The sequence below is a fragment of the Sedimentibacter hydroxybenzoicus DSM 7310 genome, assembly GCF_013403245.1.
GTDB classification, from domain to species: Bacteria; Bacillota; Clostridia; order Tissierellales; family Sedimentibacteraceae; genus Sedimentibacter; species Sedimentibacter hydroxybenzoicus.
In genome coordinates, this window is sequence record NZ_JACBNQ010000012.1 from 31,457 (window position 1) to 48,363 (window position 16,907).

Consider the following 16,907-nt stretch of genomic DNA (forward strand, 5'->3'; position numbering starts at 1 on the left):
ATGCTCAATGTCTTTTAGTATGCTCTTGCCGCGTAAATCATATGCTTTGACGGCCTACCGCAAATGTGGCACTTGTCACCTAAGTTTTCCTGTTCAAAAGGAATGCATCTGATTGTAGCTCCTGTTTCTTCTTTCAATTTATCTTCACATTCTCTTTCTCCGCACCACATCATCTTTGCAAATCCCGGACGATTGGAAATTTCTTTTTTATATTGTTCATAATCTTCAACAACGTATGTGTTTGCTTCCCTGTGAGCTTTTGCTTTTTCAAACATATCATTTTGCATAGTATCAAGCATTTGTGCAATTGTATCGTCAATATTGTCAAGTGATATAACTTCTTTTTCCAATTTATCTCTTCTTACTGCAAGCGCCTGATTATTTTCTATATCTCTCGGTCCTATTTCAATACGTATAGGATAGCCTTTCATTTCATATTGGTTGAATTTCCACCCCGGTGAATTTTCCGTACTGTCATCAAGCTCAACTCTAATACCTTTAGCTTTTAATAAATCAAACAGCTCATTTGCTTTTTCCAAAACCCCGGCTTTATTTTGGGCTATAGGTATAATAACTACCTGAACAGGCGCCATTTTTGGCGGAAGTACAAGACCTCTGTTATCTGAATGGACCATTATAAGGCCACCTATTAATCTGGTAGAAATTCCCCATGAAGTATGATATGGATACTGCTCTTGACCGTTTCTTCCCTGGAATTTAATTTCAAACGCCTTCGTAAAATGCTGACCTAGATTATGGGATGTACCTGCCTGCAATGCCTGACCATCGTGCATCAACGCTTCCATCGTATAAGTCGAATAAGCTCCGGCAAATTTCTCCTTTTCACTTTTTTGCCCTGTAACAACAGGTATTGCCATTAAGTCCTCAGCTACCTGTCTGTAAATATCAAGCATCTGAAGTGTTTCCTGCTGTGCTTCTTCTTCAGTTTCATGAAGCGTATGACCTTCCTGCCACAAAAATTCCGAAGTTCTTAAAAACGGTCTCGTTGATTTTTCCCATCTCACCACACTGCACCATTGATTATACAAATATGGTAAATCTCTGTATGAGTTCAACCATTTAGCGTACATATGACATATAATTGTTTCGGAAGTAGGTCTTACAACTAATCTTTCAGAAAGTTCCTGATTGCCTCCGTGTGTAACCCATGCAACCTCAGGAGCAAAGCCCTCCACGTGTTCCTTTTCCTTAGTTAATAAACTTTCCGGAATCAAAAGCGGAAAATACATGTTCTTGTGTCCGGTCGCCTTGAATTTTTCATCTGCAAATTCCTGTATTTTTTCCCATAATGCATAACCGTAAGGTCTTATAACCATAAAACCTTTTACAGGTGAATAATCAACCAATTCATTTTTTAATATTACATCTGTATACCATCTGCTAAAGTCTTCTTCCATAGGTGTTATTTCTTTTACGAAATCTTTTTCTTTTTTAGCCATAATATCCTCCCTTATATAAACAGATGACCCAAATTTTAATTTGGTGTCAGTCGCTTATGCTGTAAGTAAAAAACAAACCGCCTCTATATCATATATTATAGAGGCGGATTTCCGCGGTACCACTCTATTTGCTGCAATGCAGCATCTCATTTCGGTAAAAACTCAAAGACGGGTTCTTTATACAGAGGGACAAAAGCTCTCACCTGTCGCTTTCTCTCTTTGGACCATGCATAAATACTATTTCTTATCACAGTTTATATTAAATTTATTATATATTATATTATTAATTTTATTTTTGTCAACTCTTATCTAAAAAAAGTCAAATAAGCGTCAAATAAGAAATAAGCAAATTGAAATATTTTATTTTTTAGCAATAAGACATGTTATTTTCTTACAACCATTAACTATAAAATATTATTTAATAAACCTGCAATAAGTGTTCTTGGATGTACGATAGGTATATTTAATCCCTCAGAAATTGTTTCTCGCCATTCATTAGTATATCCAAGACAATCTAAAATCAATAAATCCGGTTTGTCATGCTGAAAGTGACTGATAATATTGCTGCACCCAAGACTATCAGACGGGTTTATGCAAATGCTGTCATTTAATTTAATATCTTGTTCCCAACTCTCCTTCATACTTATGAAATGAGATTCGAACGGAAATACTGCTGAAATCTTCATTCCTGAGTCAATTGATTTAACAGTGTTATGCAGCAATTTATACGGCTCGATAAGCGGTACACTGCATTTAATATTATCAAATTTACTCGTACACAAAAGTACTATTGCTGCAGTATCTTGCTGACAATATAAGTCTATCTTATTTTGAAGCAAATCCATCGCAGCATTTCGTGAAAATGCATGCATCCTACCATCTTTTAATTTTGAAACAAACGGCTCTTCATCTGTTGCAGGAATAAATTCTTTACGAATATATTCACAAGAAAATTCATCCATAACACCCGCATGAACAATATTGATATGATTGTTCAAGAGTGCACTTATATCAGGTATTATATCTGTACGGGGCGAATGTCCCATAGTTATCATTGCAGCTTTCTTATTCAATGCATCCCTCCATATAGCACAAATTAAGCATCCTTGCAGAATTTTTTCAGACCGGTAAACCTGAATAACAAGTATAATACAAAACCAAAAATGATCCATGCACAACCTATCATTATAGCTTGAGACGACAATCTTGATATCATAAATAATGATAAAACTACGGCAACAGCAGGGGTTATCGGATAAAGCGGTGTCTTAAATAATGGATTTACATCCTTTCGGTTTTTTCGCAATCCATAAACACAAATACATGATACTATCCAGGAAACCGCTGTTACGAAAGCTACCATTTGAAGAATCACGTATATCATTCCTGTAGCCGCAAGAACAAGCATTCCTATACCTGTAACAGCAAGAGCAACAGCCGGAACACCGTTTTTCTTGCGAACTTCTCCAAGCTTAGCAGGCAATGAACCTTCACGTCCCATAGAATAAATCATTCGTGAGCCGGTCATCATAAGACCATTCAATGTGCTTGTTGCTGCAAAAATTCCACCAAATGCTATGATAAGCGCACCGTACTTATTTACGGTTGCCGCAGCTGCTGCGAGTGGAGCTGCTTCGATGCCCAACTGTGTATAATGAAGCAATCCGTTCATAACAATGACAATAAACCCAAATGATATACCGCAGGTGATAAGTGAAAGCAACATGCTTAATGGAACATCCCTTGCAGGGTTTTTGAATTCACTTGACATATTTGGAATTACAGACCATCCTCCAAATGATGACCATCCTATTGCAGCAGCGGTAATAACTGCCGGGAACCCATTAGGCATAAAAGGAGTCAGCAGCTCACCTTTAATATTAAATGAACCCATTGCAACAAAGACTGCTAAGGCACCAACCACAGCAAATGTAGATACAAGCTGAATGGCATTACCGAGACGGGTATCTATTATGTTGCTAATCGTAAATAAAATAATAAGTGTAATAGCAAAATAAGTCGGTATAAAAGTAAATCCTGCTCCTGAAAGCTCTAGAACGGCATTGACATAGTTGGCACAAGTCAATGCAAGAACAGCGGCTCCCAAGCCTTGTCCACCGTAAAGTGCCCAACCGGTTAGAAATGAAATCGAATCTCCCGCTTTACCCATTGTTTCCTTAGGGTAAATATATGCTCCCCCGGACCGCGGAAATGCCGAACTCATTTCACAATAACACAAAGCAATTATTAATGTAACCGCTGCACAAATAATAAAAGATATAGACGTTGCAGGTCCGGCAATTGATGACATAAGCCCACTTGCAACAAATATTGTTGCCCCTATCATGCTGCCGGTCCCCAATGACCAGCCATCAAGCAAAGTTAATTTTTTTATTTCAGATTCTTTTTTATTTGCAATAGAATTATTCAATATTTTCACCTTCTTGTAAGTATTTATCAGCCTTCATAAAATTATCTCATATAAATTTAACCGCTGAATGTTTTTAAAAATTCCGGCAGCCAAAGTGTAAGTTGAGGAAACATAATAATTACTATCAGCCCGAATATGAAAGTAATAATAAACGGTAAAGCATTTACTGCTATCCTGTTTACAGGTACCCCTGATATTCCAGAGGCAACGAAAAGATTCATTGCAACCGGTGGTGTTACAAACCCTATTGCTAAATCAATTGTCATGATAATACCAAAATGAATGGGATTCCATCCTAACGGTATCAAAACCTGCACCAATATTGGAGCAAGTATAAGTATAGCTGCAGCAACATCCATTATCATTCCAACAAATAATAAGAATACAGCAACTATAGACATTACAACATATTTATTTGTGGATACCATTGCAATGGCGTTAGCAATTTGTGTAGGAACCTGCATGAAAGAAAAGGCTGTTCCTAATGCGGTTGCAGTTGCCGCAGTAATAATTACTGCTCCTACCAAAATACCGTTATCTACAAAAACTTTGGACAAATCTTTCCATTTTAGTTCCTTGTATACAAATATTCCCACAAATAATCCATATACTACACTTACGACAGCAGCTTCCGTAGGTGTAAAAGCACCTCCGTATATACCGCCTAATATGATTACAGGAACCAACATAGCCCATTTGGCATCCCAAAGTGCATTAAAAAACTTCTTAAAGCTGAATTTTTCTCCAGTTCCGAAATATCCCCGTTTCTTACTTGTAATATGTGAAACTATCATCAGTAATCCGCCAATTATACATCCGGGGATAACTCCTCCCACAAATAATTCTCCAATAGATGTCCCTGTTGATACTCCATACAAAACAAAAGGTATACTTGGAGGTATAATTACGCCTAATCCTCCTGAAACCGCGGAAACTCCCGCAGCATAATCTATGGAATACCTTTCCTTAACCATCATAGGTATCATGATTCCACCTATAGCCGCAACCGTAGCCGGAGCTGATCCTGATATTGCTCCAAAGAACAAACAGGTGATAACAGTAACTTTTGCAAGTCCGCCTGTGCCGCCTCCGACTATTGTATTAGCAACAGCAACCAATCTTCTTGATAATCCCCCTGTTTCCATTATAGAACCGGTAAGCATAAAAAACGGTACTGCCAGCAAAGGAAAGTTCATTAAACTTGTTACCATCGTTTGACCAAGATATGAATAAGATGTAAATGGATTAATTAACAATACTCCAATAATTGACAACCCGATGGAAACTCCAATAGGTACACCGATGCATAAAAAAGCAAAGAATCCTATTAATAATAATATCGCTAACATTTTTACCCTCCTACTTAATTTTAAGATGTCTCACCGATGTCATTTTAATTCTTTGTTCATATCATTTATTTCCTTAATTGATTTGATAATATTTTGAATCAACCTGATTATCATTAATAAAAAGGCAACAGGTACACCAAGATACGGAATCCATTTAGGTGTATGCAATACTGCACTTACAGCTCCCCTCTGTCCCACATCAATCGTAAGCTTAGTAACATAAAACATAATAAATGCTGCAAAAATGAAAAACAGAATATCAGATAAAATATCAAATACCTTTTTCCACTTTTTATTTAAATATGTTGTAATTATCTCCATTTTCAGATGGGAATTATTTTTAATTGCAAGGCTTGCTCCAAAATAACATAACCATACTAACCCATATAATGATATTTCTTCAGTCCATGCTAACGGAAGGTGCAGCAAAAACCGAAAAACAATTGATAAAAACAGTAAAATCGTCATAGCTGATGTAATAATAATTATTATATATTTTTCAATATTGTCATCTAACCATTTTAAGACCTTCATACTTTTATCAGCAACCTCATGCAAGGATACATCATCACAATTTTACGACATATCCTTGCAGTTACCATACCTCCTATTTTAGATTTATCAGCAGTACTTTAATTCCCTTCAATTTTCTTTATTTCATTAATAACCTTATTCATATAGTCCTCACCGACTATACCTGAAGCCATGTCTATAACCGGTGCCATCATATCGCGCAATTCAAGCATTGTTTTTTCGCTTACTTCATTTACTGTGGTTCCATCATCTTTAATTTTCTGCAAAGCTTCATCATTTATTTTCTTGCATATTTCTCGTTCTTTTTCAATTGCAATAGCTGCTGATTCATCAATCGCTTTTTTAACTTCATCAGATTGAGAGTTATAAAGGTCTGCACTCATGTGCATACCTAAAAATCCATAAACATGATTCGTCAATGAGAGATATTTCTGTACTTCATGGAATTTAGAGTCATAAATTGTTCCAAGCGGATTTTCTTGCCCGTCAATTGTCCCCTGCTGCAACCCTGTAAATACTTCGCTATACGGCATTGTAGTCGGAACCGCTCCAAAGATCTCAAATGCTTTCAAATGTAAATTATTGCTTAGTGTTCTGATTTTTAACCCTTTAAAATCTGCAGATTCTTTAATAGGGCGAACATTATTGGTTATAACACGATATCCGAAATCCCACACGCCTAAAAGTTTTACTTTAGTGTCTTCTTCATATTTTGCAGCCATCTCTTTTCCAACCTCGCTATCAACCAAAGCCAATGCAGTATCTCGGTTTAATAACAAATACGGAACATCCAACGGAATAAACGCTTTTGAATACTCTACGACATTGCCTAATGCTATATCCGAAAAGTGTATAATTTTGTTTTGCATCCCGCCTATTGTCTGGTCAGGACTCGTTCCTAACTGTCCGTTATAGTAAAGCTGGACTTCTACCTGATCACCTACTCTGCTTTCCAATTCCTCTTTGAAAATTTTGAAGCCTTGAGAAACCGGATGAGTTTCGCTTCCCATAAGAGATACTTTCCATATCTGTTTTTCCACTGATTTTACGGGTTCGCCTGTTTTAGATGCCGAACCGGAACTGCATCCTGCCAGTGAAACAACAACAAACACTAAAACTAATAATAAACTTAAGCCCTTTTTCATAACTTTACTTCCTTTCTAATATTTTTAATATTATTTTTCTTTATGTACAGTTATTGCTACATCAGGACATACCATATAGCATAAAGCGCAACCTATACAGGGAGAACCTTCTTTAAATTCAACGTAATCATATCCACCATCATTTGTACGGCCGGATAAACCCAAGCATTCTTTCGGGCAAACACTGATACATCTTAAACATCCTTTGCAATAATTTTTATCAACTACCGAATATGACACTCTATCACCTCCATAACACTATTTAGCTATCTCATATCCTTCGGACATTGCTTTTAAGTTTATATCAAGTGCTTCAGGCTTAGATTTAAACTTATTCTTGATACTCTCCTTCATAAGATCAATACTGATTGATGTACAGTACTTTGCATATGCGCCCAAGACTACCATATTTGCACATTGTACAAAGCCGATTTCCAACGCTATATCTGTTGCGGGAACCTTGACTATTTTTAAATTTTTTAACTTCTCCTCAGCTTCTCCCGATATTTTTACCAGGCTTGTGTTCACAACAATCATTTTGCTTTTGTCCAACTTGTCCAAGAATTTATCGAAGGATGCCTGATTCATTATCACTGCATGCGTAGGCCTTGTAAACATAGGACTCAGAATCTTTCCATCTGAAATAACAACCTGACAGTTACACGTACCGCCACGCATTTCCGGTCCGTACGAAGGCATCCATGATGCATTTAAGTTGTTTTCTATACAGGCTTCGGCAAATATTTTTCCGGCCGCAAGAATTCCTTGTCCTCCAAAACCTGCAAATAAAATTTTTTCTTTTATTGCCATGTTTCTTCTCCCTTCCTTATCAATATCAATATACCTTTATTTTTTCTTCCCCGTTCAACGCTCTGACAGCTCCCTGGGCAAGGGCCTCCATTTCATATTCACCCGGGAATATAAAAACAGGGGCAATGAAATCGAGATGTCTTGATAATTCGTTCACAATGTATTCGCTGTTTGCAATAGCACCCGTTATACCTATGGCATCTGCATCCCAATTTATTATCGTACAGTATGCGGCCACTTCCTTAGCGATTGCGTAAATCATAGAATCAAGAACATCTTTCACTTCCGCATCATCTATGCTTTTCTCTTCAATGGCAATTACATCATTTGTACCTAAATACGATACTAATCCGCTTTTTTTGGAGAATTCCTTTTTCCAATCCCCGGCTGTTTTTATTTCACTGAATTTTTGCATTGAACTTAATAATTCATCCGCGGGCAATCTGCCGCATCTTTCAGGAGAAAATGGTCCGTCGCCTCCCGAACCGAATGTATTATCCACACACCGCCCTTTTAAGTGAGCCGTGACCGAAATTCCGCTTCCCAGATGAGCTGTAACCATATTAATATCTTCAACTCTTTTACCTAATTTTTCAGCGATAAAACGTGCAACGGCCTTTTCGTTTAAAGCATGAAAAGCACTGTTCCTCTTAATCGGAGCAAATCCTGAAATTCTTGAAACCTCATGAAACTCATCTATAAGCGGAGGATCGATTACAAACGATGGTTTGCCGTGTTTATTCGCAAAAAGTATTGCCAGCTGGCATCCTAAGTTTGAAGGATGGTCCGAATACTTTCCCGTTTTACAGTCGTCTATCATTTGTTCACTGATGGAAAATACACCGCCTTCCATTGGCCGCAAAGCACCTCCGCGTCCCACAAAAGCGTCAATTTCCGCCATATCAATTCCTTCCGACTCAACCGTTTTTTTAATAAGCTCATACCTGTAATTAAGCTGATCCTGAATTTTACCCATAGCCTCAAGCTCTTCATTTGAATGCTTAATATTTTTTGAAAATTCAGCTTCATTGTCATTGAAAACGGCAATTCTTGTAGAAGTAGATCCGGGATTAATGCAAAGCAATCTATAACCCATTATTTTCTCCCCCAATACTCATGATTTTATTTGGAGTTGATTCCGCAATACCTGCAGCATTCAGCAGGTACTCCGACATATCCGGCTCAAAGCATTCTACCTCGGCAATCTTCTGTATTCTCGGAAGAAGCGAATTAATTATAAGCTTGCTTCGTATTCCTTTACCTGTCAGAATAATTAAATCGATTTTTCCCTTAAGACACATGGCACCGCTTCCTATCCACTTTGCGGTTTGGTATGCAACAGCATCAGCAATCAGCACGGCATATTGATTTCCTGATTCCGCCAACACATCTATCTCTTCAGGCTCATCTGTTCCAATATATCCTTTAACTCCCGATTCATACCTTAAATCGTCCCGTAAATTGTTGATGTCGTGCTTCTCCGTATAGATTGCAAGCTGTGCTACGGGAACATCTCCGGATGATTTAAAACCCATGGGACCCTCAAGGCCGATAGCATCATTAACATCTATACATACTCCGCACATATGTGCTCCAACCGAAACTTCATCATCAATATCAGCTACGATAATATTTAAGCTTTCAGGCGACTTTCCTAATTTTTTAGAAGCAAAGTATATTGCGGCCTGATGCCTGCAGGAATTATATCTGCTGAATTTTTTAACCTGTGAGTGACCGGTAATCCTGTTAAGTTTAAACAATCCGTCAGATGACATGGAATCGCACATGAGAGCAGCAGCCGATAATAATCTTGCAATTTCCAGACAAATTAATGCAACCTCATTATTTGCGTGAACTCCCCACATTTGCTCCCGTAACTCTCTTTCGGCAACGGCATCAATAAGATACACGCCTTGCTTCAAAGGTCGGACTATACCTCCGGGACAGATTATATATTTAATATTTGCACCCTGTATTTCTTCCGACAGCTCTCTTGCTGCCTGAAACGCTGTTTGTTCAATCTTACCCTTTTCAAAACGGTGCTTTTTTGATACGGTTTTATTTCCCGACAGCCAACAAATGTTTAACATACCTTCTTTCAAATACAAAGCAACATTAATATTATTTTTCATACATCCACCTTTATTGCATTGCTTCCGACTGACTTACCAATGCCGAAAGTACAATTGAAAAATATTTTGTATCATGATCGTCTCCCCGGGACGTTAAAATAAGCGGTACCTTTGCACCCATTCCTACGCCTGCAACTCGTACATCATTACTCAGATACATCAATCCTTTAATCAAGATATTTCCTGCTTCAAGATCGGGAACTATAAGGACATTTGCATCTCCCTGTATTTTACCTTTGAAATTTTTTGTTTCTGCAGCATGTACGCTTACGGCAATATCCATTGAAATTGGTCCTTCAACGATTGCTCCGCCCTTTATCTGACCCCTTTCACTCATCTTAGAAAGAAGTGCAGCTTCAGTCGTAGCAGGCATTGCTTCAATTTGTACTTTTTCATGTGCACACAACACGGCTACCTTCGGAACCTCTACGCCGACAGCCTTTGCAACCTGAGTGCAGCATTCTATTATACCGATTTTAGCATCCACATCCGGAGCAATGTTCGTACCAACATCCGCCAAAACTATCAATTTATTCTGAGCTTCCAGAAGCACAACGGAGCAGAGGCGGTTATTCGTCTTTAGCCCTTTGTCCTTATTAAGCACTGCTCTTAAGAAATCACTAGTTTCTACCAGGCCTTTCATAAGGAGATGGGCCTTTCCCTCTTGTATAAGCTCAACAGCTATTGCCGCAGCTTCGACAGGCTCCTTGACATCTATCACTTGGTAATTTTCCGGATTAATATCATTTTTCCTGCATATTTCGTTTATCAAATTTAAATCGCCCACCAGTACCGCATCTATTATTTTCTTTTGGCGGGCATATTCTATAGCTAGCATTGCCTCTTCACTTTGTGCCGCAGCAACTGCAACCGTTTGCTTAGACCCCCTGAGAACCAGTTTTTCCAAGCTATCGAATGAATTAAGATTATTAGTCAAAGCTTATCCTCCTCAATCCAAAAATTGTACTTTTTCTTTTATTGCCGGATTTCCGATTGCTTCAGGACACTTTCCTGTAAGAACGTCTGCCACTCCCTGAGCAACCTTTTGTCTAAGCCTTACAAGTGCTTCATTTGTTGCGGCTCCTATATGGCCTGTGGTTATTACATTGTTTAATTTAAATATCTCATCCTCAGGGTCAGGCGGCTCAAATTCAAGAACATCTAAGCCTGCGGCAGCTATAACTCCCTGATTAAGAGCATCACACAAAGCCTTTTGATTAATGAGTGCACCTCTTCCGGTGTTGATCAATATTGCATCCTTTTTCATCATCTTAAGCTGCTCTGCATCTATCATATGATGTGTTGAAGCCATAAGCGGAACATGCAGAGATACATAGTCAGAATTCTTTAAAAGGTATTCCAAATCAACTGACTCAACATTTAAATCCTTACAGAAATCAAGGTTTATATATGGATCATACGCTATTACCTTCACCTGCAGCGGTTGAACAAGAGGAACAACCTCACGGGCAATCGCTCCGAAGCCTATCAGTCCGAATGTTTTCCCTTTTGTACTTCGGGCTCCCGCAGAAGCCTTAAGTGCACTTTTCCATTCTCCCGATTTAACAATTTCGTTAGCGGGGATTATTCTTCTTTCACATGCGAGCATCAATGTTAGAGCAAGAGTTGCAACCTCCTCCTGACAATAAACAGGTACGTATGTAACTACAATTCCCGCTTCTGTCGCTGCCTCTGCATCAACATTATCAATTCCGACACCATACCTGCCAATAACCTTACATTTTTTTAATTTTGATATTGCTTCTCTAGTAATTTTAGCACCGACGGTTATTATTGCATCCGCATCTGCTGCAACCTTTTCTATTTCTTCCGGTGTGACACAATTATATTGTTCAACGGTAGCACCTATAGCTTCCAAGATATCCGTTTCATAATGAGTCAACGGAAGAAGTTTATCTACCGAAACTACTTTAAATTTTCCCATTACATCGTTCTCCTTTATTCAGAAATTGTGTCTTTAAACACAACAGGTTTATAAAATTCAAGGATTTCGTCAGTGATTCTCTTATATGCATCGTTCGGAGAAAGATTCCATCCAATCGGACAAGGACTTACTATTTCAACGAGCGAGAATCCCTTTCCGTCTATTTGATTCTGAAAAGCTTTTTTTATAGCCTTCTTTGCAGCACTTATATTTTTTGCAGAATCAACAGAAACACGCTCAACGTAGCACGCTCCGTCACATTGGGCAATCATCTCAGACATACGTATCGGCAATCCGTGATAAGAAGGATCTCGTCCGTCAATACAAGTAGATGCCTTTTGACCTATTAATGTTGTAGGAGCCATCTGACCGCCTGTCATGCCATAGATTCCATTATTTATAAATAATGATGTAAGATTCTCTCCCCGGGTAGCAGCATGTATAATCTCAGCCGTTCCAATTGCAGCCAAGTCTCCGTCACCCTGATATGAAAAAACAATTTTGTCAGGCCGTACACGTTTAATTCCTGTAGCTGTAGCCGGAGCCCGCCCGTGCAGCGGAAAGGCAAAATCAATATTGTAAAAATCATAGAGCATTCCTCCGCATCCAACATATGAAACACCTATTGTGTTTCCTGCTATACCCAATTCGTCTATAACTTCCGCTAACAGTCTGTTGCAAACACCATGACCGCAGCCGGGGCAATACGTAAACTGTTTTTCATTTAAACTAATAGGTCTTCCATAAACCTTGTTGGCCATCCAACTCCCTCCAATCCTTACCGTTATTGTCTATTATTGATTTTATTTTTTCACTGACAACATCCATATCAATAATGCTTCCGCCCATACGACCGTGATAATATACTGGACATATTTCATTAACGTACATTCTGATATCTCTTGTCAACATTCCTGCATTGTGCTCAAGAACCACAACTGCTTTAGCATTATGAATAATTTTCTTAAAAGCCCCTTCAGCAAACGGCCATAATGTTATAGGCCTGAACAGTCCAAGCTTATATCCTTCTTCTCTTGCTTCGGCAATAATTTCATGAGCCATACGGGATACTGAGCCGAAAGCCACTAATATTACCTCGGCATCTTCCGTCATTATTTCTTCAAATCTCTGTTCGTTAGCAGTGCAAATATCATATTTACGCTGTAAAGCAATATTGTGCTCTTCAAGTTCCTGTGCAGAATTTTTCGGTTCAGCTTTTCTCGGTGCTCTACCCTCGCAGCCTGTTAAGGCATAACTTGGCGTAGGTAAATCTTCAGGTGCAATAGGCTTCATAAACTCAACATTTTCTATCATTTGACCTATTGTTCCGTCTGCCAATATCATTGCAGGGTTTCTGTATTTGTCGGCAAGCTCAAACGCCAATCTCGTCAGATCAGATGCTTCCTGAACTGAATTAGGAGCAAGAACTATTACATGGTAATCACCTGTTCCTCCACCCTTTGTTGCCATGTTATAATCGCCCTGCGTTGCAAGTATATTTCCTAATCCCGGTCCTCCACGCATCATATCTACGATGACAGCAGGTATCTCCAGATATGCAAGGTGAGAAATTCCTTCTTGTTTCAAAGCCATTGCAGTTCCGGCAGAAGAAGTCATCGCTCTGAAACCGGCAACAGCACTTCCGAAAACCGCATTAATTGCTGTAATCTCACTTTCAGTTTGAATAAAAACTCTTCCTAGCTTCTTCATGTTTTTGGCCATGTAAGCTGTCAATTCATTCTGAGGAGTAATAGGATATCCGTAATATGCTTTGCAGCCTGATCGGATAGCCGATTCAGCAATCGCTTCATTTCCTTTCATAAACATTTTCTTGCTCAAAATAAATTCTCCTTTCATATGTGAAAAATTTTGAATACATTTAATTAATTCCCGTTACTTTTTTCGGAACATGCGTCCCCATTTCTCTTATATGTTCTGCACTTATACCCTGTCCAAGCAAGGTCCTGATAAAGCTTTTCCACCCTGGGATAAATTCATGCTGAGGCTGACCGCTGTCAGATGCAAGCATAAGATGGTCTGTTCCCTTTTCCTTAATAAGCTCTTTTAAAAGAGAAAATGAGTAGTCAAAATTAATTATCCAATTCTGCATTCCAGGCCATGGAACACAGCTTGTCTCGGCAAACTGCAGGTATGCCCCCAAGTCAATCATCTCCTTGCACTCTTCATGTGTGGCAATTGTTAACTCCTGTGTAACATGGTCAATAATAACATCAACATCCATTCCTGCTTTTTTAACATATTTCAATATGTCAAATTTCTCCTCATTTGAAACGTGACAGGTTGCCAAAGCACAGCGTAATCCTTTTGAATTATTATTGTAATCAGCTAATACATCAAGCAGTTCTTTCATTTCTGAAGTAAGAACACCGCTTTCCGATACCTTAATTCCGCCTTCTTTTCCCATTGCCGCACGCTGATATGCCGAATCAAGTGACGGCAGCCATACTTCTACACACTGACCATACCCTAACGCCGTACGAACAGCATTTATATTCATACCGCCTACCGCATCATTAAGCACAATCCCCCCGTAAATTTTTGTAGGAATAAATCGCTCCCCGGACAACGATTTCTCGACAGATAAAATATGCAGCATTTCATTTGTGATCTGTGCAAAATTGTTAGTCATAGTATAGTGGTCCTTGAAAACAATTGCTCCGACCTTATTTTTACTTGCTTCAATTGATGTTTGTACAATTGTCGGTCTTCCTGACAGCCATGCTCCTGCGGGAGCTCCATGCGTATGAATATCAACAATGCCTTCAAGCAGCTCTGTAACCTCTTCCGGTTCTACCGGTCTTCCCGGTTCAAAAATCTGATAAGGCCAAACTGCACTTGTCCGCCTTTTTATCTCCTCATCAGTTAATACAGTGCCATATTTCTGGTTCATAAAAAATCCTCCTTTTATATGTTTAGTAAATATTTAAATATAGCTACTCAAATAACAAACCTACAGTTAAGTAGACAGAATGAATACATTCTTGTATTCTGTATTCTGTATACACTTTGTATTAAAAAAAAATAAATTTGTAAATATCATAAATTAAAAGCGAAAAATTAATAACTGTTTGGCACAACCTCTTTAATTATATAATCTATATGTTTTCTCGAATACTGCATAGCCATTTCACTGTCATTCGCAATTACTGCATTAAGTATATCTTTATGCTGATCACTGCATATTTGAACCGCATTTTCTACTGCAGCCAAACTTACATGACTTCTGAATAATCTGTCTCTGAGTGAATTGCTTATCAAAAGCATTCGCGAATTTCCTGATATTTCAATTATTTTTCTGTGAAAGTTTGTATCAATTTTAACAAATTCAAGCCCTATTAATTCCTTATCCATATTTTCTAATTTATTAATCTCATTATAGGTATTAATTAACTCCATTTTTTGTTCATCAGTAATTACTGCGGCGGCCATTCCAGCGGCTTCACATTCCAATGCACGTCTGACCTGCAGAACTTCGATAGCATCTTTTTCGTCAAATTCATTAATCAGAACTCTTGAGTTAGGCATGAGCTTAACATATCCCTCATTATTTAATAATCGAAGAGCTTCACGCACAGGCGTCCTGCTGACACCAAGCATTTTTGCAAGTTCAGTTTCAGAAACCTTCTCCCCTCCTACTAATGTGCCTTCACATATTGCCTTTTTTATTGCTTCACATACATGATTACTAAGCAATTCATAATTCTTTATTTTTTCTATCATCATAAACCCCCATCTTTTTTATAGTATACTGTATACAATCAATGTTTACAAGAATAAAATTGTTAACATTATTTAACAAATATACATTATAATATTAATTTATTTTTGTCAACTCTTATCTTTTAGAAAAAACGAATACTCTAACTTTGCAAAAACAAAAACTTATAAGTAAATTCGTAAATTGAAAAAAGCTTTAATATGCTTTATCCTCTACTTTAAGTTTCTCGAATAATTATTTTGACAACATATAAATCCTATAAAGATTATATGAGATTGCAATTGAAAAAGGGATATGATAAGATCCTATTAGAAAGCACAAACAATTGGGTATAATGCGAAAAGTTTTATGTTGGATAATTTCTTCATAAAAGAAAAAGAATACGATAAAAATATTCATTTATTCAAAGTTCTAATCTGAATTTAAAGAGTAGTCGCTGTGCTTCTCTTGATAATTATGTAGTAACCATAAATTTTTATATAATTTTATATAGTTTATAGTTAATTAATTAACAAACCATTAACCTGGTTGATACTTTTGGGAGGTCTAACAATGAAATATAAGATTAATGATGTATCTAAATTAATTGGAATATCCAAAGAAGCGATTAGATCATACGAGAAAGTTGGAATCATTTCTCCGAAAAGGGATGATAGTAATGGATATAGAACTTATGATATCGAAGATGTAGGCATATTTATTAGGAGTAGAATATATAAAAATTGGGGTTTTTCGCAACTGGAAATTAAAAAATTGATAAATGAAACAAACTTAGAAGAAACCATAGATGTTTTAACTGATAAGGAACAGGTTCTTCAAGATAAGATATTAGAAGAGATAAGAATCTTGAACAATTTGAAAAAGTGGAAAAAGAGATATTCAGAAATTGAAAAACTAATGGGAAATTTTGAAATAGCAAATTCACCTAAACTTTATAAGTTTGATTGTTCAGGAGATTCGGGTTTTTATGAAAATGAAGATGTAATTAAGACTACCGCAGATTATATTCTTGATGCGCCATATTTTTATTCGGGTGGGTATTTTAAGAAGTGTGATAATGAACAGAATTGGGAAAATGTTATATTTATGTGCATTGATGCAGAAGACAAGGACATTGTAAAACAAACAATATCAGAAAATGCTAAAATAATGGAGAGTCAAAACTGTGTTTGTACTGTAGTTGAAACTAATGGAAGAAATATAAAAATACAAGATTTAGATTCTCTTTTTGAATTTATAAAATTAAATAAGTTATCTATAGAGGGCAAAATAATGTATATACGTATACTGTCAATCCACAAAGATAGAGCCCATAAAGTATATACAAAAGTTTTTGTGCCGATTAATATTTAATAAATATTT

Annotated in this window: 17 protein-coding genes and 1 other annotated feature; of the genes, 1 reads left to right on the forward strand and 16 read right to left on the reverse strand. The window is 37.3% G+C overall.

What is annotated here, in order from left to right:
* Positions 1-14: 14 nt before the first annotated feature.
* From proS to HZF24_RS11135, 16 genes are all read right to left on the reverse strand, one after another.
* Complete coding sequence (gene proS / locus HZF24_RS11060; protein WP_179238383.1) at positions 15-1,460, reverse strand: proline--tRNA ligase; 1,446 nt, start codon at positions 1,458-1,460, stop codon at positions 15-17.
* A gap of 96 nt (positions 1,461-1,556) precedes the next feature.
* Positions 1,557-1,720 (reverse strand) — a binding site (T-box leader).
* Positions 1,721-1,864: 144 nt separating this feature from the next.
* Positions 1,865-2,533 (reverse strand): AroM family protein, encoded by a 669-nt coding sequence (locus tag HZF24_RS11065; RefSeq protein ID WP_179238384.1) that lies wholly within the window; start codon positions 2,531-2,533, stop codon positions 1,865-1,867.
* Positions 2,534-2,556: 23 nt separating this feature from the next.
* The gene (locus HZF24_RS11070) at positions 2,557-3,891 is read right to left on the reverse strand and encodes an APC family permease (protein ID WP_179238385.1); all 1,335 of its coding nucleotides are present in this window, start codon (positions 3,889-3,891) and stop codon (positions 2,557-2,559) included.
* 56 nt (positions 3,892-3,947) lie between these two features.
* On the reverse strand, positions 3,948-5,240 hold the full coding sequence (locus HZF24_RS11075; protein WP_179238386.1) for a TRAP transporter large permease: 1,293 nt from the start codon (positions 5,238-5,240) through the stop codon (positions 3,948-3,950).
* A gap of 39 nt (positions 5,241-5,279) precedes the next feature.
* Complete coding sequence (locus HZF24_RS11080; RefSeq protein ID WP_179238387.1) at positions 5,280-5,774, reverse strand: TRAP transporter small permease; 495 nt, start codon at positions 5,772-5,774, stop codon at positions 5,280-5,282.
* Between the two features lie 98 nt (positions 5,775-5,872).
* The gene (locus HZF24_RS11085; protein WP_179238388.1) at positions 5,873-6,919 is read right to left on the reverse strand and encodes a TRAP transporter substrate-binding protein; all 1,047 of its coding nucleotides are present in this window, start codon (positions 6,917-6,919) and stop codon (positions 5,873-5,875) included.
* A 30-nt stretch (positions 6,920-6,949) separates the two neighbouring features.
* Complete coding sequence (locus HZF24_RS11090; protein ID WP_179238389.1) at positions 6,950-7,159, reverse strand: 4Fe-4S dicluster domain-containing protein; 210 nt, start codon at positions 7,157-7,159, stop codon at positions 6,950-6,952.
* An 18-nt stretch (positions 7,160-7,177) separates the two neighbouring features.
* Positions 7,178-7,729, reverse strand: coding sequence for a 2-oxoacid:acceptor oxidoreductase family protein (locus HZF24_RS11095; RefSeq protein ID WP_179238390.1), 552 nt, complete (start codon positions 7,727-7,729; stop codon positions 7,178-7,180).
* Positions 7,730-7,754: 25 nt separating this feature from the next.
* Positions 7,755-8,825 carry a butyrate kinase gene (buk, locus tag HZF24_RS11100; RefSeq protein ID WP_179238391.1) on the reverse strand — a complete coding sequence of 357 codons (1,071 nt, stop codon included), beginning with the start codon at positions 8,823-8,825 and terminating at the stop codon, positions 7,755-7,757.
* The gene (locus HZF24_RS11105; RefSeq protein ID WP_179238392.1) at positions 8,815-9,861 is read right to left on the reverse strand and encodes an acetate and sugar kinases/Hsc70/actin family protein; all 1,047 of its coding nucleotides are present in this window, start codon (positions 9,859-9,861) and stop codon (positions 8,815-8,817) included. The genes buk and HZF24_RS11105 overlap by 11 nt, the downstream gene beginning before the upstream one ends.
* Before the next feature lie 10 nt (positions 9,862-9,871).
* On the reverse strand, positions 9,872-10,798 hold the full coding sequence (locus tag HZF24_RS11110; protein ID WP_179238393.1) for a phosphate acyltransferase: 927 nt from the start codon (positions 10,796-10,798) through the stop codon (positions 9,872-9,874).
* Positions 10,799-10,810: 12 nt separating this feature from the next.
* Positions 10,811-11,806 carry a C-terminal binding protein gene (locus tag HZF24_RS11115; protein WP_179238394.1) on the reverse strand — a complete coding sequence of 332 codons (996 nt, stop codon included), beginning with the start codon at positions 11,804-11,806 and terminating at the stop codon, positions 10,811-10,813.
* A gap of 14 nt (positions 11,807-11,820) precedes the next feature.
* Positions 11,821-12,567 (reverse strand): thiamine pyrophosphate-dependent enzyme, encoded by a 747-nt coding sequence (locus HZF24_RS11120; protein ID WP_179238395.1) that lies wholly within the window; start codon positions 12,565-12,567, stop codon positions 11,821-11,823.
* The gene (gene vorB, locus HZF24_RS11125) at positions 12,536-13,633 is read right to left on the reverse strand and encodes a 3-methyl-2-oxobutanoate dehydrogenase subunit VorB (protein ID WP_407695752.1); all 1,098 of its coding nucleotides are present in this window, start codon (positions 13,631-13,633) and stop codon (positions 12,536-12,538) included. Before vorB ends, HZF24_RS11120 begins: the two co-directional genes overlap by 32 nt.
* Before the next feature lie 52 nt (positions 13,634-13,685).
* Complete coding sequence (locus tag HZF24_RS11130) at positions 13,686-14,717, reverse strand: DUF6282 family protein (RefSeq protein ID WP_179238397.1); 1,032 nt, start codon at positions 14,715-14,717, stop codon at positions 13,686-13,688.
* A gap of 167 nt (positions 14,718-14,884) precedes the next feature.
* On the reverse strand, positions 14,885-15,547 hold the full coding sequence (locus HZF24_RS11135) for a GntR family transcriptional regulator (protein ID WP_179238398.1): 663 nt from the start codon (positions 15,545-15,547) through the stop codon (positions 14,885-14,887).
* Positions 15,548-16,097: 550 nt separating this feature from the next.
* Here HZF24_RS11135 and HZF24_RS11140 point away from each other — a divergent pair.
* Complete coding sequence (locus tag HZF24_RS11140; protein ID WP_179238399.1) at positions 16,098-16,898, forward strand: MerR family transcriptional regulator; 801 nt, start codon at positions 16,098-16,100, stop codon at positions 16,896-16,898.
* Positions 16,899-16,907: the final 9 nt, after the last annotated feature.